We start from the raw sequence: 23,315 nt of genomic DNA, 5'->3' as shown, positions 1-23,315 counted from the left end.
GGCCCGCGGCACTGCGGGCAGGCGCAGCCGAGCGGACGGGAAGCGGACGATGAGCATGGCGGTGATCGGCCTGGCGGCCGGAATGGCACTGGGCTTCGCCGGGTATTTCGGCGGCTTCGGGGCCTTCCTCGTAGTGGCACTGCTCGGCGCGGTCGGCTTCGTGGCGGGCAAGTTCTTCGACGGCGACCTCGAACCCGGGGACTTCTTCCGCACGCGTGACCGCGACCGTGACCGCGACCGGCGGCGCTGATGGCATCAGCCGTGCCCGGGCAACTTCCTCCCGCCGACCGCGGCGCGCTGCGGATCGCCGACCGGGTGGTCGCCAAGATCGCCGCCCAGGCGGCCGGTGAGGTGCTGGCCGACGCGCCGGGCGCCGACCTGGTGCCGAGCGACGCCCGGCCGCACGCCTCGGTGTCGGTGCGCAAGGACACCGCCCGGCTGCGGCTGGCCCTCGAACTGGGCTACCCGGCGGACATCGGGGCGGTGTGCCACACCGTCCGGCGCCATGTCACCGGCAAGGTCGAGGCGTTGACGGGTATGGATGTACCCGAGGTGGCCGTCGAGGTGGAGCGGCTGCACTCGGCGGCGGCGCGCCGCAAGGAGGAGGGGAGGGTCGAATGAGCGACGACGGGGGCAGCCACGCCTACCGCGAGCAGGACCCGACCACGTCCGACGCCGAGAACGCCCGTGTCAGCATCGCCAAACGGCCCGACATCGAGCCGTACGCCGTCACCTCCGGCCTGCCGGGCGGCGGCCAGGGCGCCAAGGCCCGCCGCTTCTGGTCCGCCCGCCGCATCCCCGCGGCGCTGACCGCGGCGGTGCTGCTGGGACTCGCCGGACTCTTCCTCTACGACATCGCCTCCGTCCGCGCCGACCGCAGGGCGATGCAGTGGCGCATCAGCCTTGCCCACCAGCTGGCCACCCGGCACCTGGACGACGTCTGGATCATCCTCGGCGCCTCGGTGGCCGCCGCGCTCGGCCTGTGGCTGCTCGTCCTCGCCCTGACCCCCGGTGAGCGCGAGGTGCTGCCGATGGCCCGCAGCGGAACCGCGGGCGTCCGCGCGGGACTCGACCGGCACGCGGCCGAACTGGTGCTGCGCGACCGGGCGATGGAGGTCTCCGGGGTGCGCTGGGCCAAGGTCGACGTCGGCCGGCGCAAGGTCAAGGCCCGCGCCACCTCGCACTTCCGCGAACTCGAAGAGGTGCGCGACGACCTGACGGCCGCACTCGGCGAGGCCGTACGCCAGTTGGGCCTGGCCAGGTCGCCGCACCTGAGCATCCACCTGCAACGGGCCGACAAGAAGGGGTGACGGGGCGATGCGCACCACGCTCAACCGGGTCCTGCTCGGACTGACCGGCCTGGTCCTGCTGGTGGTCGGCCTGTCCGTGCTGGTCGGCAGCCTCGACCTGCAGCGCCACTGGGACTTCACGGTGCCCGGCTGGTGGCCCTTCACCGGCCCCAAGGACGTGCTGCTCACCGCGCACGACAGGACCCGCTACCGCTCCGACGGCTGGTGGTGGCCGGTGGTCTTCGCCGTGCTCGGCGTGCTCTTCCTGGCGGCCCTGTGGTGGCTGCTGGCCCAGTCCCGCACCAGCCGGCTGCGGCAGATCAGGATCGACAGCGGCGACGGGCAGGGCGCGCTGCTGCGCGGGCGGGCGCTGGAGAGCGTGCTGCGCTCGGAGGCCGAGGCGTACGACGGCGTCGAGTGGTCCAGCGCGGTGCTGGGCGGCCGCCGGGGTGCGCCCGAGGCGCGGCTCGTGCTGGGCCTGGCCCCGCACGCCACCCCCCAGGACGTCGTCACCGCCCTGGACACCGAGGTCCTGGACCGCGCCCGCACCTCGGCCGGACTCCCCGGGCTCCCCACCGAAGCGCGGCTGCGCGCGGTGCGCCACCGCGCGGCCAGGGTCTCCTGACCCGGGCCGCCTGCTGCGTCCGCGGCCCGGCAGGTCACAGGAACTGCTGGGCGCCGCCGTCGACGGGGAGCATGACGCCGGTCAGGTAGGAGGCCGCGGGGGAGAGCAGGAAGGCGGCGGCCCGGCCGAACTCGGACGGCGAGCCGTAGCGGCGCAGCGGGATACGCGCGGCGTGGTGTGCCCGCACGGCCTCGGGGTCACCGCCGAGGGCGTCCAGCTCGCGTACCCGGTCGGTGTCGATGCGGGAGGGCAGGAGGCCGACCACCCGGATGCCGCGGGGGCCGACCTCGGCGGCGAGGGTCTTGGCGTAGCCGGCGAGGCCCGGACGCAGGCCGTTGGAGATCGCCAGGCCGGGGATGGGCTCGCGGACCGAGCCGGAGAGCACGAAGCCGATGACCCCGCCGTCGCCGAGGCATCCCGCGGCGGCCCGCGCCAGCCGCACCGCGCCGAGGAAGACCGACTCGAAGGCGGCCTGCCACTGCTCGTCGCCGACCTCGGCGGCCGCGCCCGGCGGCGGCCCGCCGACGCTGATCAGCACGCCGTCGACCGCGCCGAAGCGGGTCCTGGCGGTGGCCAGCAGCAACTGCGCGGTGGCGGGGTCGGCGTTGTCCGCGACGACGCCCAACGCCCGCTCAGGACCGCCGAGTTCCGCCGCGGCAGCGTCGACGGTGGCCGCGGTGCGCCCGGAGAGCACCACCTTGGCCCCCTCGGCGGCGAGTTCGCGGGCCGCGGCGAGTCCGAGGCCGCGGCCACCGCCGGTGACCACGTACACCCGGTCCTTGAGTCCGAGATCCATCGCTCAGCCACTCCTTCCGTTCCGGCCCGACAGCGCGAGCGCGGTGTTGACCAGCCCGACGTGGCTGAACGCCTGCGGGTAGTTGCCCAGTTGGCGCCCGGCGACCGGGTCCCACTCCTCGGCGAGCAGGCCGACGTCGTTGCGTACGGCCAGCAGCCGCTCGAAGAGCTGCCGGGCCTCGTCGGTACGCCCGATGGCGTGCAGCGCGTCGGCGAGCCAGAACGAGCAGGCCAGGAAGGTCCCTTCGGTGCCGGGCAGCCCGTCGACGCCGCTGGAGTCGGGGGAGTAGCGGCGGACGAATCCGCCGTGGTCCAGCTCCCGCTGCACCGCCTCGACCGTGCCGATCACCCGCCGGTCGGTGGCCGGCAGGAAGCCGACCTGCGGGATGAGCAGGGTGGCCGCGTCCAGTTCGGCGGAGCCGTAGGACTGGGTGAAGGTGTTGCGCTGCGCGTCGTAGCCCTTCTCGCAGACCTCGGCGTGCACCTGCGCCCGCATGGAGCGCCAGCGGTCCACGTCGCCGCGCAGCCCGGGCCTGGCCTCGACCGTGCGCACCGCGCGGTCGGCCGCGACCCAGGCCATCACCTTGGAGTGCACGAAGTGCCGGCGCGGGCCGCGTACCTCCCACAGGCCCTCGTCCGGCTCGTGCCACTTGGACTCCAGGAAGTCCATCAGCGCCCGTTGCAGGCTCCAGGCGTGCTGCTCGTCGCGCAGGCCGCTGCTCCTGGCCAGGAACAGCGAGTCGAGCACCTCGCCGTAGACGTCCAGCTGGAGCTGGCCGGCGGCGGCGTTGCCGACCCTGACCGGCGCGGAGTTCGCGTAGCCCTTCAGCCAGGGCACCTCGTATTCGGTGAGCCGCCGCTCGCCCCCGATGCCGTACATGATCTGCAGGTCGGCCGGGTCGCCGGCCACCGCCCGCAGCAGCCAGTCCCGCCAGGCCTGGGCCTCGGTGAGGAAGCCGCCGGAGACCAGGGCGTTCAGGGTGAGGGCGGCGTCGCGCAGCCAGCAGTAGCGGTAGTCCCAGTTGCGGACCCCGCCGATCTCCTCGGGCAGCGAGGTGGTCGCGGCGGCGGCGATACCGCCGCTCGGCGCGTAGGTCAGCGCCTTGAGGGTGATCATGGAGCGCAGTACGGCCGACCGCCACGGCCCGTCATAGCGGCACTGGGCCGACCACTTCTCCCAGTCCGCCAGGCTCTGCTCCAGTGCGGTGAAGGGCGGCACCCGGCGCGGCTGCCTGGAGTGCGAGGGGTGCCAGGTCAGGACGAAGGCGATCTTGTCGCCGGCCGCGACGGTGAAGTCGCTGTACGTCCGCATGTCCTTGCCGTACATCGGCAGCGGCGGCTCGCTGCGCAGCCACACCGCGTCGGGGCCCGCGACGGCCACCCGGTGGTGGTCGGTGCGGCGCACCCAGGGCACCACGCTGCCGTAGTCGAAGCGCAGCGCCAGCTCGCTGCGCATCTCGACCGAGCCGGAGAGGCCCTCGACGATCCTGATCAGGTCGGGCGCGCGGTCGCGCTGCGGCATGAAGTCGGTGACCTTGACGCTGCCGGACGGTGTCCGCCATACGGTGTCGAGCACCAGCGTGTCGCCCCGGTAGGAGCGCTCCGCGCACTCCTCGGCGTCCAGCGGGGCCATCTTCCAGCGGCCGTTGTCCTCGTCGCCGAGCAGCGCGGCGAAGCACGCGCCGGAGTCGAAGCGCGGCAGGCACAGCCAGTCGACCGACCCGTCCCGGCCGACGAGCGCGGCGGTCTGGAGGTCGCCGATCAGCGCGTAGTCCTCGATACGTCCTGGCACGGTCCGCCTCGCCGCCTCGTGGTGGTGTCAGTCGAGTCTGCTGGTGGCGCGGCTACACCGCTACCCGAACACTGTCTTCCGGCTCCTGCGGCGTGTCGGGCTCCCGCGGCGTCTCGGACTGCTTCTTGCGGGCGGCCAGTATGTCGGCGCGCTCCCGGCGTAGCAGCACCACCCAGCCCACCGGCACCATCGTGGTGAACAGCCACCACTGGATCGCGTAGGCCATGTGCGGGCCGATGCTGCTGTGGTCGGGCTCGGGGACCACCTGCGGGCCGCCGTGCGCGGGCTTGGGGGAGACCAGCTCCAGGTAGCCGCCGACCGTCTGCTCGGGCAGTCCGCCGGCCGACTTCACCTCGGAGCCGTTGATCAGCATGATCTGGCGCGGCGGCAGTCCCTTGCGGTCGTGGATGCCGGTGGACGAGGTCGACTCGTCGGGGCGCAGCCGGCCGACCACGGTCACCTCGCCGGACGGCGGCGGGTTGATCTTCGGGAACTTCGTCGGGTCGTCGCCCGGCGAGATCCAGCCGCGGTTGACCAGGACCGCCCGGCCGTCGTCCAGGATGAGCGGGGTGATGACGTGGTAGCCGACCTCCTCGCCGCCGCCGGAGGTGTCGTCGGAGCCGGAGTTGCCCGCCGTGCGGTGCCGGGCGACGACCTCGTGGGAGGTGTCGTAGTGGCCGGTGGCGGTCACCATGCGGTAGAGGTCCTTGCGCGGTACGTCGTAGCCGGGGGAGGTCACCGACTCGACCGGGACCGGGGTGGCCTTGAGGCCGGCCGCGATGATCCTGTTGTTCGCCACCCGGTGCTCATGGCGGTGCAACTGCCAGAAGCCCAGTCTGACCATCACCGGCATGAGCAGCAGACCGATGAGGGTGAGGATCACCCATTGGCGGGACAGCAGGAAGCGGTACACCCCACGACGGTACAACTCGGCCGTGGGGTGTCCGCGCGGTGGGGGGTCGGTGGGTTGTCGGGGCGGGTGGGGTTCAGGCGTGCGCGGGGGAGTCGGTGTGGTCGACGATGCCGGTGCCGCCCTCCGCCTTGGCGCAGTGGCCGCAGCAGTAGAAGTGGCCGTCGACCTCGACGCCGTGTCCGATGATCTGCACCCGGCAGTGCTCGCAGATCGGTGCCATCCGGTGGACGGCGCACTCGAAGCAGTCGAAGACGTGCACCGCGCCCGCGGCGTGCACCTCGAAGCTCATCGCATAATCGTTTCCGCAGACTTCGCATCGTGCCATGAGGCACAGGCTGCGGTGGCCGGGCGATCCGGGCAAACCGGCGGCGGGCGTGTTGCCCGGCTGTCACCCGGACGGCCGCACGGACCCCGGGCCCGCGCCGCCTTGGGGTCAGCCGTGGACGCCGGAGGCCGGGGTGACGGCCTTGAGCAGCTCGGTGAACTGCCGCTCGCCGATCACCGGCGTGCCGTACGCGCGGGCCTTGACCGCCTTTCCGGTGGGGGAGTCGGGGTCGTTGGTGACCAGCACGCTGGTGAGCCGGCTCACCGACGAGGCGACATGCAGCCCGGCGTCGGTCGCCCGGTCCTCCAGCAGCTCGCGGTCTATACCCGTGTCGCCGGAGAAGGCCACCCGCATCCCCTGGACCAGCGGCCCGTCCGGCGCGAGCCGCCCCGGGTTCGGATACGGGCACGGCGGCCGCTTGCGGGCCGGCCGCCACCCTGAGCGCGGCCCCGAGCCGTACAGCGCCCCGTAACGCGGCGCGGGCACCGCGGTGTCCACCCACTCGGTCAGCGGGCGGCAGGCGTGCAGCGGCAGCGGCAGGTCGGCCGCCGCCGCCAGGTGCAGGCTCGGCCGGAAGGTCTCGGCCAGCACCCGGGCGTCGTCCAGGGCGTGGTGGGCGCGCTGCTGGACCACCCCGTAGTGCGCGGCCAGCGACTCCAGCTTGTGGTTGGCCAGCGGCAGCCGCAGCTCCTTGGCCAGCACGATGGTGCACAGCCGGTGGTCGACCGGCGCGGCGGACCGGGCCCTGGCGTACTCCCTGGCCAGCATCGACCAGTCGAAGACCGCGTTGTGCGCGACCAGCACGCGCCCGGCGAGCCGTTCGGCCAGCTCGCCGGCGATCTCCGGAAAGAGCGGGGCGTCCGCGAGCATCGCGCCGGTCAGCCCGTGGATCCACACCGGACCGGGGTCGCGCTGCGGATTGACCGGCGAATACCAGTGGTCCTGGACCTCGCCGCGGGCGTCGAGACGGTAGACGGCCGCGGACACGATCCGGTCGTCCCTGCCCAGCCCGGTGGTCTCGACGTCGACCACCGCATAGCCCTCGGGATAGCCCGCGGGCCATGGCGAAGGGGGCGGCGGCGCGGTCCGGTTGTCCAGCATGGTCACTGAGGATACGGCGCGGCGCCGACAGTGGATCATCCCGGCCGCCCACCGGCCGCTCTCCCGTTGACGCGGCCGCGTCCGAACTCATCCGAAACGACGTCCGCCGGATGCCTGTGTGGTGCGCGCACACGCCAACTGCCCGCTATCGCCCTGCGGTCGGCTCGCCGTCGTGCCGCTCGCCGTCGTGCCGCTCGCGGCCGGGGCGGTGAGCCACCGCGTTCACCCCGACGGGGACGCCGGCCGGTCGGCGCACCGTGACGAGCCTGTCCGCCCGGCCGGTGCGGGGCCGCCGGCGAGCCGAGCGTCCACCAGCGGTTTCAACAGTCTGTTGCAAAGAGGTGCCCCTCGCGTACGCTCGGCGGTGGCCGTCGCCGCCCGGCTCTGTCGGCACCGGGACATAGGCTGGTAGGACCGGCGGCGCGACCAGGCGCCCGGAGGGAGGCGGAGCCCGTGCTCATCGACACCTACGGACGCGTGGCCACCGATCTGCGCGTCTCGCTCACCGACCGGTGCAATCTGCGCTGCACCTACTGCATGCCGGAAGAGGGCCTGCAGTGGCTGGCCAAGCCCGATCTGCTCACCGACGACGAGATCGTCAGGATGGTGCGGATCGCGGTCACCGACCTCGGCGTCACCGAGGTCCGCTTCACCGGTGGTGAGCCGCTGCTGCGCCCCGGCCTGGCCGGCATCGTCGAGCGGTGCGCCGCGCTCGACCCGCGCCCCCGCCTGTCGCTGACCACCAACGGCATCGGGCTGCGCAGGACCGCGGCGGCCCTGCGCGCGGCGGGCCTGGACCGGATCAACGTCTCCCTCGACACCCTGCGGCCCGACGTCTTCCACACCCTGACCCGCAGGGATCGGCACTCCGACGTGATCGAGGGCCTCGCCGCGGCGTCCGCCGCGGGCCTGGCCCCGCTCAAGGTCAACACCGTGCTGATGCGCGGGGTCAACGACAACGAGGCAGCCGACCTGCTCGGCTGGGCCCTGGAGCACGGCTACGAGCTGCGCTTCATCGAGCAGATGCCGCTGGACGCCCAGCACGGCTGGCAGCGCGGCGACATGGTCACCGCCGACGAGATCATCGGCAGCCTGCGCTCCCGCTTCACGCTCACCCCGGAAGGCGAGTCCGTCCGCGGCTCGGCGCCCGCCGAGCGCTGGCTGGTGGACGGCGGCCCGGCCCGGGTCGGCGTGATCGGCTCGGTCACCCGGCCCTTCTGCCGGGCCTGCGACCGCACCCGGCTGACCGCCGACGGCCAGGTGCGCAACTGCCTGTTCGCCCGCGAGGAGTCCGACCTGCGCGGCCCGCTGCGCTCCGGCGCGTCCGACGCGGAGATCGCCGGCCTGTGGCGGGCGGCGATGCTGGGCAAGAAGGCGGGCTCGGGACTGGACGATCCGGCCTTCCTCCAGCCGGACCGCCCGATGTCGGCGATCGGCGGCTGACCGCCGCTTATCCGCGGGCGGCGCGCCCCCCGTCGGCAGGGCCGTCGCCGGCCGCCCGCCGCTCCCAGTCGGCCAGCGCCACCACGTCCTTGAGGAAGCCGCGCATGCCGAGGAACTGCGCCAGGTGCTCGCGGTGTTCGTCGCAGGCCAGCCAGGTCTTGCGCCGCTCCGGGGTGTGCAGCTTCGGGTTGTTCCACGCCAGCACCCACACCGCCGCCGTGCGGCACCCCTTGGCCGAGCAGATCGGCGTCTCGTCGTTCACGCGCCCCAGTAAACCCCACCCGCGGACCCGCGCGGAGCGCCCGATCAGGGCCCGGACATGGCGACGCCGGGCAGCCACGGGGGGAGCCGCCCGGCGTCGGTCCGTCGCCCCGACGGGGGATGCGGAGCGCCTACGAAGTATGTCATGCACTGACGCGTACGCGGGAGTGGAACGTCACCATTGATCTGAGCTTTTCTTGAGGTTCCGCTTGTGTGGTCCGGCCCCGCCGAGCCGGCGCCGGACGCCCCCGCGCCAGGTCAGGGAGTGTCGACCGGGTCGGCGAACGCCCCGGCCGCCCGCTCCTGTCCCGACTCCACTTTGGTTGCCTCAAGCACCGGTACGACCGGTGGTGGCACGTACGCGGCGGGCACCACCGGGCGGTTCTCCCGCCCGGCATTGGCATAGACCACTGCGACGTACGGCAGCAGCAGGCCCAGCACCAGAGTCCCCCAGGCCAGCGGGCGCTCGACGTTCCACAGCACCACGGTGAGGATCACCGAGAGCGTGCGGACCGACATCGAGATGATGTAGCGCCGCTGCCGTCCGCGTACGTCCTCGGTCAGCCCGGTGCGCGCCCCGGAGATCCGGTAGACCTCCGGCCCGCCTTGCTTCCGCATCGCATTCCACCGCCCGCTCGACAGGCCGGGCCGCACTGCTCACGGGTTGCAGCGCCACCGCTCCGGCTGCAGACAACGGTACGCCGCGCGGCGCCCGCGCATCAGAGTGGGGGAGGGGCGCGTCTTGCGCCGTACGCACCACCGCCGCCCCCGACATGCGTCGTAGCCGGACCGGGCGGACACTGACGGCACGACTACCGGGCGCCCGGCCGCCCGGCGACGTGGAGGCGAGCGGCATGGGTTGGCTGTGGGCGGTCATCGTCGGACTGGTGCTCGGCCTCGTCGCCAAGGCGATCATCCCCGGCAAGCAGACGCTGCCTCTGTGGCTCACCGTGATCTGCGGCATGGTCGGCAGCCTGCTCGGCAATGCCGTGTCGACCTGGCTGGGCGTCAACGACACCAAGGGCTTCGACTGGACCCGGCACGTGCTCCAGCTCGTCGGAGCCGTCGTGATCGTGGCCATCGGCGACGCGCTGTGGGCCGCGCGCAGGCGCCGGCGCAGCACGACCACGGTCTGAGCCGTACGCCCGCCCGCGCACCCGGGTCGCCCGCCCGCGCACCCGCACGCCCGTCACCCGTACGGCTCAGCGGCGGCCGGCCGCCCCGGGGGGCGTACGCCCGTAGGCACCCCGGCGCCGCCCGGTCCCTCAGTCCGGCTGCACCCGCAGCCACTGCGGCGGCACCGGACCGGTCAGCCACACCCCGTTCGCGCTGACCCGGAAGACCTGGCCGCCGCCGGCGGCCAGCCCCGCCGCGTCCACCGCGAGCACCACCGGACGGCCGTGCCGCGCCCCGACGCGTACGGCCGTCTCGCGGTCCTCCGACAGGTGCACGTCCTGCCGCGCCATCGGCAGCAGCCCGTCCCGCAGGATCAGCGGCAGGGTGGCCGCCGCCGTCCCGTGGAAGAGCACGTCCGGCGGCACCGCGGCCGCCAGCCCGAGGTCCACCTCGACCGTGTGCCCCTGGCTGGCCCTGATCCGCCGGCCGTCGTCCGAGAACGCGAACCGCCGCTTGTTGTTGGTGGCGACGACGTGGTCGAGCTCCGCCCGGGTCAGCCGCCGGCCGTGGGCGGCGCACGCGGCGAGCAGCTCGTCCACGCCCACCCAGCCGCCCTCGTCCAGCGCGACGCCGATCCGGCCCGGGTCGTGTCGCAGCACCAGCGACAGGAACTTCGACGCCTTGACCGTCCGCTTCTCGTCCATCCCCCTGCTCCCCCCGGGCGGCCTCAGACGCCCTGGCTGACCGAACTCATGTTGAAGTCCGGCACCCGCAGCGCCGGCGCCGCGGCCCGCGTGAAGTAGTCGCTCCACTCGCGCGGCAGCGTCCGCTCGCTGCGGCCCGCCTCGACGGCCCGGCCCAGCAGGTCGACCGGCGACTCGTTGAAGCGGAAGTTGTTCACCACGCCGGTGACCTCGCCGCCCTCGACCAGGTAGACGCCGTCCCTGGTCAGGCCGGTCAGCAGCAGCGTCGCCGGGTCGACCTCGCGGATGTACCACAGGCAGGTCAGCAGCAGCCCCCGCTCGGTGCCCGCGACCATCTCGGCGGGCGACCGCGTGCCGCCGCCCTCCAGGACCAGGTTGTCGGCGGCCGGCGCCATCGGCAGCCCGGTCAGCGCGGCGCTGTGCCGGGTGGTCGGCAGATGGCGCAGGGTGCCGTCCCGCATCCAGTCCACCGGGCCGATCGGCAGCCCGTTGTCGAAGACCGAGGACTCGTCGCCGGACGCGTGCGCCACCACGAAGGGCGCCGCCTCCAGGCCCGGCTCGGCCGGGTCGCTGCGCAGCGTCAGCGGCAGCGTGGAGAGCTGCTCGCCCACCCGCGTGCCGCCGCCCGCCTTGCTGAAGACCGTACGGCCCTCGGCGGCGTCCCGGGCGCCCGCCGACCACAGCTGGTAGATCATCAGGTCCGCGACCGCCGACGGCGGAAGCAGCGTCTCGTACCGCCCGGCCGGCAGCTCGATCTTCCGCTCGGCCCAGGCGAGGCGCTGCGCCAGCTCGGCGTCCAGCGCCAGCGGGTCCACGTCGGTGAAGTCCCTGGTGGCCGCGCCCGCCCACGCGGACCGCGTACGGTCCGGGGACTTCGCGTTGACCTCAAGGGTGCCGGTCGGCTGGTCGTGCCGCAGCCGCAGCCCCGCCGACGTCCCCAGATACGTCGAGGTCACCGAGTGGAAGGCGAAGCCGTACAGCTGCCGCCCGCCGGCCTTCGCCGTGGCGAAGGCCTCGCCCAGCGCGGGCGCGAAGGCAGCGAAGACCGCGGAGGCGGTCTCGGCCGGCGCGTCGGTGAAGTCCGCGGACTGCGGCACCCCGGTCACCAGCGGCTGCGCGTCCTCGGCCGGCCCGGCCTCCCGGGCCGCCGCCTCCGCCGCCCGCACCAGCGGCTCCAACTCGTCCGCGGTCACCGCGGACCGCGACACGACCCCGGAGGCGGCACCCTGCCCGCCGTCCACGGTCGCGATCACCGTGAGGGTCCGCCCCCGGGTGACACCGTTGGTGGTCAGCGAGTTGCCGGCCCAGCGCAGGTTGGCGCTGGACTCCTCGTCGGCGATGACCACGCAGCCGTCCGCCGACGACAGCTCCAGAGCCCGCTCGACAATCTCGTGCGGCTTCGTCGTCGCGATGCTCATCGCCCCGCCTCCTGGGTGGTGTTCAGAATGTTGACGCCCCGGAAGAGCGCGGAAGGGCAGCCGTGCGACACGGCGGCGACCTGCCCCGGCTGGGCCTTTCCGCAGTTGAAGGCCCCTCCCAGCACATAGGTCTCGGGGCCGCCGACCGCCTCCATGGACCCCCAGAAGTCGGTGGTGGTGGCCTGGTAGGCGAAGTCCTTGACCTGGCCGGCCAGGCGGCCGTTCTCGATGCGGAAGGCGCGCTGACCGGTGAACTGGAAGTTGTAGCGCTGCATGTCGATCGACCAGGACCGGTCGCCGACCACGTAGAGGCCGCGCTCGACGCCGCCGATCAGGTCGTCGGTGGACGGGCCGTCGGCCGCGGGCTGGAGGGAGACGTTCGCCATCCGCTGGACCGGGACATGGCCGGGGGAGTCGGCGTAGGCGCAGCCGTTGGAGCGGTCGAAGCCGGTGAGCTTCGCGATCCTGCGGTCGAGCTGGTAGCCGACCAGGACGCCGTCCCTGACCAGGTCCCAGGACTGGCCCGCCACGCCCTCGTCGTCGAAGCCGACGGTGGCCAGGCCGTGTTCCGCGGTGCGGTCGCCGGTGACGTGCATCAGCGGGGAGCCGTACTTCAGGGTGCCGAGCTGGTCGAAGGTCGCGAAGGAGGTGCCGGCGTAGGCGGCCTCGTAGCCGAGCGCCCGGTCCAGTTCGGTGGCGTGACCGATCGACTCGTGGATGGTCAGCCACAGGTTGGACGGGTCGATCACCAGGTCGTACGCGCCCGCCTCGACGGACGGCGCGCGCATCTTCTCGGCCAGCAGGTCCGGGATGCGGGCGAGTTCGCCGTCCCAGTCCCAGCCGCCCTCGGCCGCGCCGGACGTCAGGTACTCCCAGCCGCGGCCGACCGGCGGGGCCAGGGTGCGCATCGAGTCGAAGCCGCCGGTGTCGGGGTCGACGCTCACGGCGGTGAGCTGCGGCTGCAGCCGCACCCGCTGCTGGGTGGTCGTGGTGCCCGCGGTGTCGGCGTAGAACTTGTTCTCGTGCACCGCGATCAGCGAGGCGTCGGCGTGCGAGACGCCGTCCGCGGCCAGCAGCCGGCTGCTCCACTCGGCGAGCAGCCCGGTCTTGTCGGCGTCCGGCACCTCGAAGGGGTCGATCCCGTACGCCGACACCCACGTACGGTCGGCGTGCACCGGCTCGTCGGCCAGTTCGACACGCTCGTCGGAGCCCGCCGCCGTGATCACCTGGGCGCTGAGCTTGGCCATGGCGACGGCCTGCGAGGCGACCTTGGCCGCCGCGTCCATCGTGAGGTCCACCCCTGACGCGAAGCCCCAGGACCCGCCGTGCACCACCCGGACCGCGTAGCCGAGGTCCGTGCTGTCCGAACTCCCCGCGGGCCGCGCGTCCCGCAGCCGCCAGGCCGCGCTGCGCACCCGCTCCAGCCGGAAGTCGGCGTGGTCGGCCCCGAGCGCCCGCGCTCTGGCCAGCGCCGCGTCGGCGAGCGCCCGCAAGGGCAGCGCGAGGAATGACTGATCGACCTCATGAGGCACGGCGAACTTCCCTTCGCGTCAGCGTGTCCGCAGTGAATCATGGCCTGACCGCGTCGGCTTCGCCACAGCATTGGCCCGCGGGCGATTCGCGCCGCGGAAGCGGGCCACCCCCCTGGATGGCGACATGTCCGGCGGGCAGGTGTCGGACATGTCAGGGGGCCGCTCCCACGCCCCGTGGACACAACTTGTTCGATTCAGGGCCGCTGGCTAGAGTCGGCCGCCATGACCGCAGACCTTTCGCTGATTCGCAGTAGTTTCAAGGTAGTTGAGCCGCACGGCACGCAGGTGACGGCGTATTTCTACGACCATCTGTTCGCCAACAACCCCGGGGTACGCCCGCTGTTCGCCCCGCATATCGACGAGCAGCGCGACCGCCTGTGGGCGGCGCTCGGCGCCCTGGTCGCCAACCTCGAGAACACCGACACGCTGACCGACATGCTGCAGAACCTCGGCCGCCGGCACGCGGGTTACGGCGCGCTGCCCGAGCACTACCCGGCCGTGGGCGCCAGCCTGATAGCCACCCTGCGGCACTACGCCGGTGACGCGTGGACGCCCGCCGTCGAGGAGTCCTGGACGGCCGTCTACGGCGTGATCAGCAGCACCATGATCGCGGCCGCCGATGCGGCCGCGAAGTGACGCACCGCGTCCGCGGTCCCCGCACAGGGGCCGCCGGCCGCTCCCCCCTGTCCGGAGGTCACCCCTGATGTCAGCCGGCGGCGAGCGGTCGTGAGCGATTCCCAGGCGCTGAGAGATTCCTTCGCCCTGGTCGGCAAGTCCGGGGACGAGGTGCCGCGGTACTTCTACTCCTACCTCTTCCTCATCGCGCCGCAGGTCCGGCCGATGTTCCCGGTCGCCATGGGGACGCAGCGCGACCGGCTGGTCGGGGCGCTGGGCCGGATCGTCGCGGACGCGGACGATCCCGCGCGGCTCGTCCCCTACCTGCAGCAACTGGGCCGCGACCACCGGAAGTTCCAGGTGGTGGCGCAGCACTACGAGGCGGTCGGCCAGGCGCTGCTCGCCACGCTGGCCTACTTCCTGGGCGACGCGTGGACCGCGGAACTCCAGCACGGCTGGACCGAGGCGTACGGCCTGGTGGCCCGCACGATGTTCCAGGCGTCCGAGGCCGACAGCGCGGTGAACCCGGCCTGGTGGAACGCCGAGGTGGTGCGGCACGAGCCGCGCGGCTTCGACGTCGCTGTGCTGACGCTGCGCCTGGACCACCCGATGGCCTACGCCGCCGGGCAGTCCGTGATGGTGGAGACACCGATGCTGCCGAGCACCTGGCGGCCCTTCACCCCGGCCAACGCGGTCCGCGCCGACGGTACGGTCGAGCTGCACGTGCGCGCCGTCGACGGCGGCCTGGTCAGCCCCGCCCTGGTCTACCGGGTGCGGCAGGGCGACGTGCTGCGCCTCGGCGCCCCGGTCGGCGACCGGCTGGCGCTGCGGCGGTCCGACGGCCGCGACCTGGTGCTGATCGCCGGCGGCACCGGCCTGGCCCCGCTGCGCGCCCTGGTCGAGGAGATCGCCTGGCACGGCCCGCCGCGCCGGGTGGAGCTGTTCTTCGGCGCCCGCGACACCCAGGGCCTGTACGACATGTCCGCGCTGCGGCAACTGGCCCAGGCGCACTCGTGGCTCCGCGTCACGCCGCTGGTCGGCGCGGACGCCGGCACCTTCGACAACCGCAGCCTGGCCGGCCCCGTCCTGCGCGCGGGCGTGGGGCGCGATTGCGCCCACTACGTCTGCGGCTCGCCGGCGACGGTCGCCGCGACGGTGCGCGATCTCGCGACCGGAGGCATTCCCCAGGAACTGCTGCACTACGAAGACGCCCGGTGATCGGAGACACGTGAACGAGACACGCGCACACCGCCCCGAGGAGCGCCGGGTGACGCCGGAGACACTGCGGTCGATGACCTTCCCCCGCGCCCCGCTGACCCGTCGCGGCTACAGCGAGGAGGCCGTGCACGACGCGCTGCGCCGCTGCGCGGCCACGCTGACCGTGCTGGCGGAGGAGAACGACCGGCTGCGGACCGACATGCAGCGCCACCGGGACTGGATCCGGGCCAACAACATCGGCGACAGCGGCAGCCCCACCGGGGTGCCGACCGTGGACGCGGTGCTGCAGCAGTCCCGCGCCCAGCAGTCGGCCGAGCAGACCGTCTTCGCGGCCCGCGAACAGGCCCGCACGATGCTGCGGGCCGCCCGGGCGCAGGCGGAGGCGATCCTGCAGCAGATCAGGGAACAGGAGGGCCAGGGCGGCGAGGCCGACCAGGAGGAGACCGAGCGGCTCATCTCCTACCTGCGCCAGATCGCGCAGTCGCTGACCGCGACAGCGGACCAGTACGCCACGAAGCACACCGCCCCCGCCCCCGCGCCCTCCCCGGCCCCCGCCCCTTCCTCCTCGCTGCCGGCCACGACGGGCACCCCGCACAGCGCCTGAACGCGCACAGCGGCTGAACCGCCCGCGCCCGAACCGCCCGCGCCTGACCGCACAGCCCCGACCCCGTACGGCTCGCGGTCCGCACAGCGCCCCGCCGCCGCGAACCGGCAGTAGGCCCATGGCTATTGGCTTGGTCCAGACCAATCTCTATGCTCGGAGTGCCGCCCTCTCTTGTCCGCAAGCACCACCGCACGCTCGACAAGGAGCCCCCCACATGTCAGTACGCCGCAAGGCCGCCGCCCTTGGCGCGGTCGGCGCCACCGCCCTGGTCGTCGCCGGGCTCACGCCAGGCACCGCCAGCGCGCACGGAGCGCTCAGCACCCCCGTCAGCCGGATCTCGGCCTGCTACGCGGAAGGGCCGGAGAACCCCAGGTCCCAGGTGTGCAAGGACCTCGTCGCCGACAGCGGCACCCAGCCGCTGTACGACTGGAACGAGGTCAACATCGCCAACGCCAACGGGCAGAGCCGCACCATCATCCCCGACGGCCACCTGTGCTCCGCCGACCGCGACAAGTACCGCGCGCTGGACTGGGCGCGCACCGACTGGCCGGCCACCGCGGTCCAGGCCGGGCAGACCACCGTCAGCTTCCGGGTCACCGCACCGCACCGCGGCGTCATGACGCTGTACATCACCAAGCAGGGCTACGACCCGACGAAGCCGCTGAAGTGGTCCGACCTGGCCGACACCCCGATCGCCACCTACACCACCGCGGCATCCTCGCCCGGCTACTACACCTTCTCCGCCACCCTGCCGGCCCGCACCGGGCGCCAGTTGATCTACCAGGTGTGGCAACGCAGCGACAGCCCGGAGGCCTTCTACGGCTGCGCGGATGTCGTCTTCGGACAGACCGTGCAGGCGGCGGAGGCGGCCACCGCCGACCTCGCCAAGGCGCCGACCGACGCCCAGATCGCCGCGGGCGAGTCCAGGTCGACCGTCGTCCACCACGGCCACGGCGGTGACGCGCCCGTCACCTCCACCACCGGAAACCTCGCGGCCGGCAACGTGGCCGCCAGCAGCAGCACCCTGGAGACCGCGCTGTCCGGCAGCGCGATCCTGGCCAGCGGTGCGGTCGGCCTGCTGGTCTACAGCCGCCGCAGGGCCGGTGCACGCAGCCGGGGCTGACGGCGGGCCGCTGTAGGAATTCCACAGGGTCGGCCGGGGCAGCCTGTCGGGGCCGATTCCCCGGAACGGCGCCGGGACCGATAGCTTTCACGGAGATACTCACGACTGAGGAGTGATCCGTTGAGCCGCTCGGTTCTCGTCACCGGAGGAAACCGGGGCATCGGCCTCGCCATCGCCCGGGCTTTCGCCGACGCGGGCGACAAGGTCGCCATCACATACCGCTCGGGTGAGCCGCCGGCCGACCTCGTGGCGCTCGGCGTGCTCGCGGTGCGCTGCGACATCACCGACGCCGAGCAGGTCGAGCAGGCCTACAAGGAGGTCGAGGCGGCGCACGGCAACGTCGAGGTGCTGGTCGCCAACGCCGGCATCACCCGCGACCAGCTGCTGATGCGCATGTCAGAGGAGGACTTCACCACCGTCCTCGACACCAACCTCACCGGCACCTTCCGGGTGGTCAAGCGCGCCAACCGCGGCATGCTGCGGGCCAGGAAGGGCCGCGTCGTCCTGATCTCGTCCGTGGTCGGCCTGCTGGGCCAGGCGGGCCAGGCCAACTACGCCGCCTCCAAGGCCGGCCTGGTCGGCTTCGCCCGCTCGCTGGCCCGCGAACTGGGCTCGCGCAACATCACCTTCAACGTCGTGGCACCCGGCTTCGTCGACACCGACATGACGCGGGCGCTCACCGACGAGCAGCGCGAGGGCATCGTGGCGCAGGTGCCGCTGGCCCGCTACGCGCAGCCGGAGGAGATCGCCGCCGCGGTGCGTTTCCTGGCGTCCGACGACGCCGCGTACATCACTGGAGCCGTCATCCCCGTTGACGGCGGATTGGGCATGGGTCACTGAACACCATGAGCGGAATCCTCGACGGCAAGCGCATCCTGGTCACGGGTGTGCTGATGGAGTCCTCCATCGCCTTCCACACCGCCAAGCTGGCCCAGGAGCAGGGTGCCGAGATCATCCTGACCGCCTTCCCCCGGCCCACCCTGACCGAGCGGATCGCCCGCAAGCTGCCCCGCCCGACCAAGGTCATCGAGCTGGACGTGACCAACGCCGAGCACCTGGCCCGCCTGGAGAGCGTCGTACGCGAGGAGCTGGGCGGCCTGGACGGCGTCGTCCACTCGATCGGCTTCGCCCCGCAGGACGCGCTCGGCGGCAACTTCCTCAACACCCCGTTCGAGTCGGTCGCCACCGCGATGCACGTGTCGGCGTACTCGCTCAAGTCGCTCACCATGGCCTGCCTGCCGCTGATGGGCGACGGCGGCGGCTCCGTCGTCGGCCTCACCTTCGACGCGCAGTTCGCCTGGCCGCAGTACGACTGGATGGGCCCGGCCAAGGCCGCGCTGGAGGCGACCTCCCGCTACCTGGCCCGCGACCTGGGCAAGCAGAACATCCGCTGCAACCTCATCTCGGCCGGGCCGATCGGCTCGATGGCCGCGAAGTCCATCCCGGGCTTCTCGGAGCTGGCCGACGTGTGGAACCACCGCTCCCCGCTGGAGTGGAACATGTCCGACCCCGAGCCCGCGGGGCGCGGTGTCGTGGCGCTGCTGTCCGACTGGTTCCCGATGACCACCGGCGAGATCGTGCACGTCGACGGCGGCCTGCACGCCATCGGCGCCTGACGCCCGCCGCTGAGACCGCCCCCGGCGCCCCCTCCCGCTCTGCGGGGGCGGGCGTTCTCCGGGGGCGCCGCCGTGTTCAGCCGGCGGTGGCCCGGAAACGGCAGTGGAAGGCGTGGGCGCCGGCCTCCTCGGCCGCGCGGGCGCCGTCGCCCGCGCGGATCGCGGCGACCAGCCGGGCGTGGTCGAGGTGGTCCTCGGGGCGCAGCTCGGTGCCGACGTCCGCGCGCAGGAAGTCCCGCAGCACCTGGCCCAGGTCGGCGTAGAGGGTGGTCAGCACCTCGTTGTGCGAGGTCGCGACCACCGCGAGGTGCAAGGTCGCGTCGGCCTCGACGAAGGCCTCCGCGTCGCCCGACTCCCAGGCCCGCTCGCGCCGCTCCAGCAGCGCGTCCAGCTGCCGCAAATCCGCCTCGTCGCGCCGCTCGGCGGCGAGCGAGGCGGCGGTGGTCTCCAGCGCGCCGCGCAGCTCGGCGATGTGCAGCTGCTCGGCGCCGGCGAAGCGCCGCTGCATCACCCCGGCCAGCTCGCTGGTGGCCACCACGTAGGTGCCCGAACCCTGCCTGATGTCCAGCAGGCCGTTGTGGGCGAGCGCCCTGATCGCCTCCCTGACGGTGTTCCGTGCCACACCGAGCCGCTCGACCAGCTCGGCTTCCGTGGGTATGCGGCTGCCCACCGGCCACGTGCCCGAGGTGATCTCCGCCCGCAGCCGGGCGATGACCTGGTCGGCGAGGGTCGCGTGACGGGGCACGGGTCCGAGATTCATCCCATCATTCTATGATGGGTTCATGCGCGACGACGAATCCCTCACCCTCGACCGGTCCACGACCCCGCAGAAAGCGTCCACGCCCACCGCCTCCCCGCTGCCGCACTGGGTCCGGGTGCTGGCCGTCGCGGGACTCGTCCTCGCCGCCGTCAACCTGCGCCCCGCGGTCACCAGCCTCGGGCCGCTGATGAAGGAGGTCCGCGACGGCCTCGGCATGAGCGGCGCCATGGCGGGCCTGCTCACCTCGGTCCCCGCCGCGTGCTTCGCGCTGTTCGGCTTCGCCGCGCCCCGGCTGGCCCGCCGCCACGGCCCCGGCGCCGTCGTCTGTGCCGGCATGGCCCTGATCACCGCCGGCCTGCTGCTGCGCCCCTTCGCCGGCGGCACCCCCGCCTTCCTGGCCGCCAGCGCCCTGGCGCTGGCCGGCATCGCGGTCTCCAACGTGCTGATGCCGGTGATCGTCAAGCGCTACTTCCCCGACCGGATGGGCCAGGTCACCGGCGTCTACTCGATGGCCCTGTCGCTGGGCACCGCGCTGGCCGCCGCCGTGTCGGTGCCGCTGACCGACGCCATGGGCCACGGCTGGCGGCTGGGCCTGGGTGTGTGGGCGCTGCCCGCCGCGCTGGCCGCGCTGGTCTGGCTGCCGCTGGTACGGGACCGGTCGTCGCGTACGGCCGCGGCCCCGGTGGCGGCCGCACCCGCCGCGAGCGGCGAGCACGGGCGGATCACCCGCAGCCGTACCGCCTGGATGATGGCCGCCTTCTTCGGCCTCCAGGGCACCTCCGCCTACGTCACCATGGGCTGGATGCCGCAGATCTTCCGGGACGCCGGGATCTCCGCCGACAAAGCCGGGCTGCTGCTCGCGGTCACCATGGTGATGGGCGTACCGCTGTCCTTCGCGCTGCCGCAGATCGCCGCGCGGATGCGCTCGCAGGGGCCGATCGTGCTGGTGCTCGCGGTCTTCCAGGTGGCCGGCTTCGCCGGGCTGTGGGCCGCGCCCGCCGCCGCCCCCTGGGCGTGGGCGCTGCTGCTGGGCGTCGCGAACTGCGCCTTCCCGCTGGTGCTGACGATGATCGGGATGCGCTCGCGCACCGGCGCCGGCGTCGTACGCCTGTCGGCCTTCGCGCAGAGCACCGGCTACCTCGTCTCGATCCCCGGGCCGATCCTGGTCGGCGCGCTCAACTCGTCGTCCGGCGGCTGGGGCCTGCCGATCGCCCTGATGATCGCCCTGGTCGTCCCGCAGGCGGTGTGCGGGGTGCTGGCCGGCCGCAACCGGTACATCGAGGACGAATTGTGACCCCCGGTGAAGTACCCGGCGGCGCCGGTGCCAGACTGGACGCATGCCCGTACTCGAACCGAATCCCCCGCAGCCCCAGCGCCGGCTGCTGATCATGTTCGGCCTGATGATGGGGGTGCCCGCCATCGTCGCGGTGGTCGCCACCATCGCCGCCCGCATGGGATGACCGCGACCGCACGCCGGTGACCCGGCGTACCGCCGCGAGCTGAACCTCCGTCAGCCGCCCGCGCACCGACCCCGACCCGGGGGGTGGGGACAACCCCACCATCCCTAGGGGGCCAGGGTCAGGGTCAACTGGGTGGACGACCGGATGGGACGCCCCGCCGCGCACCCGTAGCGTCGAAGTGCAGTCGGACAACGGCACTTCGACGGTTCACCACGGAGGCGGTCAGCGTGACCACACAGTCCCCCCACCTGTACACCCGGCAGGCCGGGACCGGCGCCCAGGCGCCCGCAGCACGCAAGGCGGACGCTGTGCAGACCCGGCTGCCCTGGTGGGCGGTGGCCCTGCCCGCGCTCGCCTTCGCGGCGCTGCTCGCGCTGATCAGCGGCGGCAGCGCCGACGCCTCGACCGCGATGCCGGCCGGCGACGTGCTGTCCAGGGTCCTCACCGGGCTGCCCGGTTTCCTGCGTCACGTGCTGTGACCATCCCGCGGTTCCCGCGGTGATCACGTACGGGCACGCTGCGTGACCGTACGGGCGGGCGGATCACGCGAAAGGCCAGGCAGGGACGGTGATCACGCCCATACCGCGCCTGACCGCGGGTTTTCTGGAAAGCTGAAAGGCATGACCGTCGATTCGCCCCGCACCATCGTCCTGCTCCGGCACGCCAAGGCCGACTGGCCGGCCGTCCCCGACCACGAGCGGCCACTGGCCGACCGCGGCCGGCTGGACGCCCCGATGGCCGGCCGCCGCCTCGCCGACGACGGCATCGCCCCCGACCTCGTGCTGTGCTCCACCGCCGTCAGGACCCGCGAGACCTGGAAGCTCGCGGCGCACGAGCTGCCGCACCGGCCCCGTACGGTCTACGAGGAGCGGCTCTACGACGCGAGCCTGGGCGACCTGCTCGCCCTGCTCAGCGAGACCTCGGACGAGGTCGGCTCGCTGCTGGTCGTCGGGCACAACCCCGGTGTGCACGCGCTCGCCGAAGCCCTCGCGGGCAGTGCGGAGGGCGATGCGCTCGCCAGGATGAAGAGCGGCGGCTTCCCCACCGCGGCCTTCGCGGTGGTCACCTTCGCCGGCTCGTGGAAGGCCGTCGAGCACGGTGTCGGCCGCCTCACCGCCTTCTGGGCCCCGCACGAGGCCTGACCTCCGGGCCCCGCACGAGGGCCTGACGCCACCGGGCCCCGTACGCGAGGCCTGACGCGGGTCAGGAGGTCATCACGCCGTCGGTCTCGTCGGCCGCCTCGATCTCCTCGCGGGTGATCCCCAGCAGATACAGCACGGCGTCGAGGAAGGGCACGTTCACCGCCGCGTCGGCCGCCTGGCGCACCACCGGCTTGGCGTTGAAGGCGACGCCCAGGCCCGCCGCGTTGAGCATGTCCAGGTCGTTGGCGCCGTCGCCGATCGCCACGGTCTGGCTCAGCGGCACCCCGGCCTGCGCGGCGAAGCTGCGCAGCAGCGCGGCCTTGCCCGCCCGGTCCACGATCGGCCCGACCACCCGGCCGGTCAGGCGCCCGTCGGCCACCTCCAGGGTGTTCGCGGCGGCGAAGTCCAGGCCCAGGCGCTCCCTGAGGTCGTCGGTGACCTGGGTGAAGCCGCCGGAGACCACTCCGACCTGGTAGCCGAGCCGCTTGAGCGTACGGATCAGGGTCCGCGCGCCCGGGGTCAGCCGCACCTCGGCCCGTACCTTGTCCACCACCGACACGTCCAGGCCGGCCAGCAGCGCCACCCGGGCGTGCAGCGACTGCTCGAAGTCCAGCTCGCCGCGCATCGCGGCCGCGGTGACCTCGGCGACCTGCGCCTCGCACCCGGCGTGCGCGGCGAACAGCTCGATCACCTCGTCCTGGATGACGGTGGAGTCGACGTCCATCACCACCAGCCGCTGCGCCCGGCGTGCCAGCCCCGACGGCACCACCGCGACGTCCACCCCGCGGGCCGCCGCCGCGACGGCGAGCACCGAGCGCAGCGCCGTCGGCTCCGCGCCGGACACCGCGAACTCCACGGCCGTCACCGGATACTTCGCGAGCCGGAAGATGCGGTCGATGTTGCCGCCGGCGCCGCTGATCACGGCCGCTATGGCCGCCGTCGACTCGGCGGTCAGCGGCCGGCCGAGCACGGTGACGTGCGAACGCCCCTCGCCGCGCGGCCGGTTGTCGCCGATCCCGGAGATGATCTCGGCCTGCATCTGCAGGCTCTCGGCCCAGCTGTGCACGGTGGCCCGCAGGTCGCCCTCGGTGCCGGTGCCCGGTGCGGGCGCGGTGACCAGCGCGCACAGCATCATCCGGCCACGGGTCACCACCTGCTCGATGTCCACCACGTCCACGCCGTAGGCGGCGAGCGTGTCGAAGAGACCGGCGGTGATGCCCGGACGGTCCTTGCCGAAGATCTTGACCAGGAGGGTGGGCACGTCCGCCGCGGGAATGGCGGCGGCAGGCGCGGTTAGCGAGGCGTCGTTCATGGTCCTTACACGGTATCCGCCCGGCACCGGCGCATGACCATCCGTCCCGCGTGCCGGACAATCGTGCTGCCCGGGGACTCGGAACGCGATCGGGAGGGCGCGTTCTGTTACGAGACCGGGGCCTGCGATAGTTCCTCCCGATGTTCGCTAT

The 23,315-nt window shown here is 73.2% G+C and carries 28 protein-coding genes; 16 read left to right on the top strand and 12 right to left on the bottom strand.

The annotated features are described in order from the left end of the window. Positions 1–49: 49 nt before the first annotated feature. Genes BUE44_RS11660 through amaP form a run of 4 tightly spaced genes read left to right on the top strand, consistent with a single transcriptional unit; the run spans position 50 to position 1,914 of the window. Complete coding sequence (locus BUE44_RS11660; protein WP_031522979.1) at positions 50–250, top strand: hypothetical protein; 201 nt, start codon at positions 50–52, stop codon at positions 248–250. Continuing rightward, the gene (locus BUE44_RS11655) at positions 250–621 is read left to right on the top strand and encodes an Asp23/Gls24 family envelope stress response protein (RefSeq protein ID WP_073496983.1); all 372 of its coding nucleotides are present in this window, start codon (positions 250–252) and stop codon (positions 619–621) included. Before BUE44_RS11660 ends, BUE44_RS11655 begins: the two co-directional genes overlap by 1 nt. Further along, the gene (locus BUE44_RS11650; protein WP_107415683.1) at positions 618–1,310 is read left to right on the top strand and encodes a DUF6286 domain-containing protein; all 693 of its coding nucleotides are present in this window, start codon (positions 618–620) and stop codon (positions 1,308–1,310) included. The genes BUE44_RS11655 and BUE44_RS11650 overlap by 4 nt, the downstream gene beginning before the upstream one ends. A gap of 7 nt (positions 1,311–1,317) precedes the next feature. Next, on the top strand, positions 1,318–1,914 hold the full coding sequence (gene amaP, locus BUE44_RS11645; protein ID WP_073496981.1) for an alkaline shock response membrane anchor protein AmaP: 597 nt from the start codon (positions 1,318–1,320) through the stop codon (positions 1,912–1,914). Positions 1,915–1,948: 34 nt separating this feature from the next. Here the strand turns inward: amaP and BUE44_RS11640 are convergent, their stop codons facing one another. The 5 genes from BUE44_RS11640 to BUE44_RS11620 all read right to left on the bottom strand — a co-directional run bounded on the left by BUE44_RS11640 (position 1,949) and on the right by BUE44_RS11620 (position 6,840). Further along, positions 1,949–2,710 carry an SDR family oxidoreductase gene (locus BUE44_RS11640; protein WP_073496978.1) on the bottom strand — a complete coding sequence of 254 codons (762 nt, stop codon included), beginning with the start codon at positions 2,708–2,710 and terminating at the stop codon, positions 1,949–1,951. Positions 2,711–2,713: 3 nt separating this feature from the next. Then, on the bottom strand, positions 2,714–4,501 hold the full coding sequence (locus tag BUE44_RS11635) for a glycoside hydrolase family 15 protein (RefSeq protein WP_073496976.1): 1,788 nt from the start codon (positions 4,499–4,501) through the stop codon (positions 2,714–2,716). A gap of 52 nt (positions 4,502–4,553) precedes the next feature. Continuing rightward, the gene (locus BUE44_RS11630; RefSeq protein ID WP_073496974.1) at positions 4,554–5,414 is read right to left on the bottom strand and encodes an SURF1 family cytochrome oxidase biogenesis protein; all 861 of its coding nucleotides are present in this window, start codon (positions 5,412–5,414) and stop codon (positions 4,554–4,556) included. A gap of 73 nt (positions 5,415–5,487) precedes the next feature. Beyond that, positions 5,488–5,739, bottom strand: a complete 252-nt coding sequence (locus BUE44_RS11625; RefSeq protein WP_073496972.1) for a hypothetical protein — start codon at positions 5,737–5,739, stop codon at positions 5,488–5,490. Positions 5,740–5,847: 108 nt separating this feature from the next. Continuing rightward, positions 5,848–6,840 carry a DEDDh family exonuclease gene (locus tag BUE44_RS11620; protein WP_073497508.1) on the bottom strand — a complete coding sequence of 331 codons (993 nt, stop codon included), beginning with the start codon at positions 6,838–6,840 and terminating at the stop codon, positions 5,848–5,850. A 453-nt stretch (positions 6,841–7,293) separates the two neighbouring features. Here BUE44_RS11620 and moaA point away from each other — a divergent pair, with 453 nt between their 5' ends. Next, on the top strand, positions 7,294–8,283 hold the full coding sequence (gene moaA, locus BUE44_RS11615) for a GTP 3',8-cyclase MoaA (RefSeq protein WP_235002063.1): 990 nt from the start codon (positions 7,294–7,296) through the stop codon (positions 8,281–8,283). Between the two features lie 7 nt (positions 8,284–8,290). Here the strand turns inward: moaA and BUE44_RS11610 are convergent, their stop codons facing one another. Together BUE44_RS11610 and BUE44_RS11605 are read right to left on the bottom strand one after the other, a co-directional pair. Beyond that, positions 8,291–8,545, bottom strand: coding sequence for a hypothetical protein (locus BUE44_RS11610; protein WP_073496967.1), 255 nt, complete (start codon positions 8,543–8,545; stop codon positions 8,291–8,293). 257 nt (positions 8,546–8,802) lie between these two features. Next, positions 8,803–9,162 (bottom strand): DUF3099 domain-containing protein, encoded by a 360-nt coding sequence (locus tag BUE44_RS11605; RefSeq protein WP_079189674.1) that lies wholly within the window; start codon positions 9,160–9,162, stop codon positions 8,803–8,805. Between the two features lie 236 nt (positions 9,163–9,398). Here BUE44_RS11605 and BUE44_RS11600 point away from each other — a divergent pair, with 236 nt between their 5' ends. Beyond that, a complete protein-coding gene (locus tag BUE44_RS11600) occupies positions 9,399–9,680 on the top strand; it encodes a GlsB/YeaQ/YmgE family stress response membrane protein (RefSeq protein ID WP_073496962.1) in 282 nt (93 codons plus the stop codon). A gap of 129 nt (positions 9,681–9,809) precedes the next feature. Here BUE44_RS11600 and BUE44_RS11595 read toward each other — a convergent pair whose 3' ends face one another. The 3 genes from BUE44_RS11595 to BUE44_RS11585 are packed head-to-tail and all read right to left on the bottom strand — an operon-like array spanning position 9,810 to position 13,314. After that, positions 9,810–10,364, bottom strand: coding sequence for an RNA 2'-phosphotransferase (locus BUE44_RS11595; RefSeq protein ID WP_073496960.1), 555 nt, complete (start codon positions 10,362–10,364; stop codon positions 9,810–9,812). A 23-nt stretch (positions 10,365–10,387) separates the two neighbouring features. Then, positions 10,388–11,782: a metallopeptidase TldD-related protein gene (locus tag BUE44_RS11590; RefSeq protein WP_073496958.1), complete on the bottom strand. Its 1,395-nt coding sequence runs from the start codon at positions 11,780–11,782 to the stop codon at positions 10,388–10,390. Beyond that, entirely contained in the window at positions 11,779–13,314 is a 1,536-nt protein-coding gene (locus BUE44_RS11585; protein ID WP_073496956.1) for a TldD/PmbA family protein, read from the bottom strand. The genes BUE44_RS11590 and BUE44_RS11585 overlap by 4 nt, the downstream gene beginning before the upstream one ends. A 222-nt stretch (positions 13,315–13,536) precedes the next feature. On the opposite strand from BUE44_RS11585, the gene BUE44_RS11580 reads away from it, so the two are divergent. The 6 genes from BUE44_RS11580 to fabI all read left to right on the top strand — a co-directional run bounded on the left by BUE44_RS11580 (position 13,537) and on the right by fabI (position 18,490). Next, entirely contained in the window at positions 13,537–13,950 is a 414-nt protein-coding gene (locus BUE44_RS11580; RefSeq protein WP_073496954.1) for a globin family protein, read from the top strand. A gap of 90 nt (positions 13,951–14,040) precedes the next feature. Continuing rightward, positions 14,041–15,147, top strand: a complete 1,107-nt coding sequence (locus BUE44_RS11575) for a globin domain-containing protein (protein ID WP_079189673.1) — start codon at positions 14,041–14,043, stop codon at positions 15,145–15,147. A gap of 10 nt (positions 15,148–15,157) precedes the next feature. Beyond that, positions 15,158–15,751: a DivIVA domain-containing protein gene (locus BUE44_RS11570; RefSeq protein WP_143172500.1), complete on the top strand. Its 594-nt coding sequence runs from the start codon at positions 15,158–15,160 to the stop codon at positions 15,749–15,751. Between the two features lie 214 nt (positions 15,752–15,965). Further along, positions 15,966–16,874 carry a lytic polysaccharide monooxygenase auxiliary activity family 9 protein gene (locus tag BUE44_RS11565; protein ID WP_073496950.1) on the top strand — a complete coding sequence of 303 codons (909 nt, stop codon included), beginning with the start codon at positions 15,966–15,968 and terminating at the stop codon, positions 16,872–16,874. Between the two features lie 120 nt (positions 16,875–16,994). Beyond that, complete coding sequence (gene fabG / locus BUE44_RS11560) at positions 16,995–17,714, top strand: 3-oxoacyl-[acyl-carrier-protein] reductase (protein WP_073496948.1); 720 nt, start codon at positions 16,995–16,997, stop codon at positions 17,712–17,714. 5 nt (positions 17,715–17,719) lie between these two features. After that, on the top strand, positions 17,720–18,490 hold the full coding sequence (fabI, locus tag BUE44_RS11555) for an enoyl-ACP reductase FabI (protein ID WP_073496946.1): 771 nt from the start codon (positions 17,720–17,722) through the stop codon (positions 18,488–18,490). Between the two features lie 76 nt (positions 18,491–18,566). Here the strand turns inward: fabI and BUE44_RS11550 are convergent, their stop codons facing one another. Continuing rightward, the gene (locus tag BUE44_RS11550; RefSeq protein ID WP_073496944.1) at positions 18,567–19,250 is read right to left on the bottom strand and encodes a FadR/GntR family transcriptional regulator; all 684 of its coding nucleotides are present in this window, start codon (positions 19,248–19,250) and stop codon (positions 18,567–18,569) included. A 22-nt stretch (positions 19,251–19,272) separates the two neighbouring features. On the opposite strand from BUE44_RS11550, the gene BUE44_RS11545 reads away from it, so the two are divergent. The 4 genes from BUE44_RS11545 to BUE44_RS11535 all read left to right on the top strand — a co-directional run bounded on the left by BUE44_RS11545 (position 19,273) and on the right by BUE44_RS11535 (position 21,852). Further along, a complete protein-coding gene (locus tag BUE44_RS11545; RefSeq protein ID WP_073496942.1) occupies positions 19,273–20,544 on the top strand; it encodes a CynX/NimT family MFS transporter in 1,272 nt (423 codons plus the stop codon). A gap of 43 nt (positions 20,545–20,587) precedes the next feature. Beyond that, the gene (locus BUE44_RS39245) at positions 20,588–20,710 is read left to right on the top strand and encodes an SGM_5486 family transporter-associated protein (RefSeq protein WP_265737156.1); all 123 of its coding nucleotides are present in this window, start codon (positions 20,588–20,590) and stop codon (positions 20,708–20,710) included. Between the two features lie 227 nt (positions 20,711–20,937). Continuing rightward, complete coding sequence (locus BUE44_RS11540) at positions 20,938–21,189, top strand: hypothetical protein (RefSeq protein WP_079189672.1); 252 nt, start codon at positions 20,938–20,940, stop codon at positions 21,187–21,189. 141 nt (positions 21,190–21,330) lie between these two features. Continuing rightward, positions 21,331–21,852 carry a SixA phosphatase family protein gene (locus tag BUE44_RS11535; protein ID WP_073496940.1) on the top strand — a complete coding sequence of 174 codons (522 nt, stop codon included), beginning with the start codon at positions 21,331–21,333 and terminating at the stop codon, positions 21,850–21,852. Positions 21,853–21,913: 61 nt separating this feature from the next. Here BUE44_RS11535 and serB read toward each other — a convergent pair whose 3' ends face one another. Then, positions 21,914–23,164, bottom strand: a complete 1,251-nt coding sequence (serB, locus tag BUE44_RS11530) for a phosphoserine phosphatase SerB (protein WP_073496938.1) — start codon at positions 23,162–23,164, stop codon at positions 21,914–21,916. Positions 23,165–23,315: the final 151 nt, after the last annotated feature.

The organism is Actinacidiphila paucisporea (assembly GCF_900142575.1).
GTDB classification, from domain to species: domain Bacteria; phylum Actinomycetota; class Actinomycetes; order Streptomycetales; family Streptomycetaceae; genus Actinacidiphila; species Actinacidiphila paucisporea.
Note: the sequence above shows the minus strand (reverse complement) of the source record. Positions and strands in the feature narration are given on the sequence as shown.

Bases quoted from the DNA above. Each gene is read 5' to 3' on its own strand.
- BUE44_RS11660 (WP_031522979.1), top strand. From the start codon at position 50: ATGAGCATGGCGGTGATCGGCCTGGCGGCCGGAATGGCACTGGGCTTC.
- BUE44_RS11605 (WP_079189674.1), bottom strand. From the start codon at position 9,162: ATGCGGAAGCAAGGCGGGCCGGAGGTCTACCGGATCTCCGGGGCGCGC.
- serB (WP_073496938.1), bottom strand. From the start codon at position 23,164: ATGAACGACGCCTCGCTAACCGCGCCTGCCGCCGCCATTCCCGCGGCG.
- BUE44_RS11550 (WP_073496944.1), bottom strand. From the start codon at position 19,250: ATGAATCTCGGACCCGTGCCCCGTCACGCGACCCTCGCCGACCAGGTC.
- BUE44_RS11625 (WP_073496972.1), bottom strand. From the start codon at position 5,739: ATGGCACGATGCGAAGTCTGCGGAAACGATTATGCGATGAGCTTCGAG.
- BUE44_RS11620 (WP_073497508.1), bottom strand. From the start codon at position 6,840: ATGCTGGACAACCGGACCGCGCCGCCGCCCCCTTCGCCATGGCCCGCG.
- fabI (WP_073496946.1), top strand. From the start codon at position 17,720: ATGAGCGGAATCCTCGACGGCAAGCGCATCCTGGTCACGGGTGTGCTG.
- BUE44_RS11655 (WP_073496983.1), top strand. From the start codon at position 250: ATGGCATCAGCCGTGCCCGGGCAACTTCCTCCCGCCGACCGCGGCGCG.
- BUE44_RS39245 (WP_265737156.1), top strand. From the start codon at position 20,588: ATGCCCGTACTCGAACCGAATCCCCCGCAGCCCCAGCGCCGGCTGCTG.
- BUE44_RS11590 (WP_073496958.1), bottom strand. From the start codon at position 11,782: ATGAGCATCGCGACGACGAAGCCGCACGAGATTGTCGAGCGGGCTCTG.
- BUE44_RS11580 (WP_073496954.1), top strand. From the start codon at position 13,537: ATGACCGCAGACCTTTCGCTGATTCGCAGTAGTTTCAAGGTAGTTGAG.
- BUE44_RS11640 (WP_073496978.1), bottom strand. From the start codon at position 2,710: ATGGATCTCGGACTCAAGGACCGGGTGTACGTGGTCACCGGCGGTGGC.
- BUE44_RS11535 (WP_073496940.1), top strand. From the start codon at position 21,331: ATGACCGTCGATTCGCCCCGCACCATCGTCCTGCTCCGGCACGCCAAG.
- amaP (WP_073496981.1), top strand. From the start codon at position 1,318: ATGCGCACCACGCTCAACCGGGTCCTGCTCGGACTGACCGGCCTGGTC.
- BUE44_RS11595 (WP_073496960.1), bottom strand. From the start codon at position 10,364: ATGGACGAGAAGCGGACGGTCAAGGCGTCGAAGTTCCTGTCGCTGGTG.
- BUE44_RS11565 (WP_073496950.1), top strand. From the start codon at position 15,966: ATGTCAGTACGCCGCAAGGCCGCCGCCCTTGGCGCGGTCGGCGCCACC.
- BUE44_RS11650 (WP_107415683.1), top strand. From the start codon at position 618: ATGAGCGACGACGGGGGCAGCCACGCCTACCGCGAGCAGGACCCGACC.
- BUE44_RS11600 (WP_073496962.1), top strand. From the start codon at position 9,399: ATGGGTTGGCTGTGGGCGGTCATCGTCGGACTGGTGCTCGGCCTCGTC.
- BUE44_RS11545 (WP_073496942.1), top strand. From the start codon at position 19,273: ATGCGCGACGACGAATCCCTCACCCTCGACCGGTCCACGACCCCGCAG.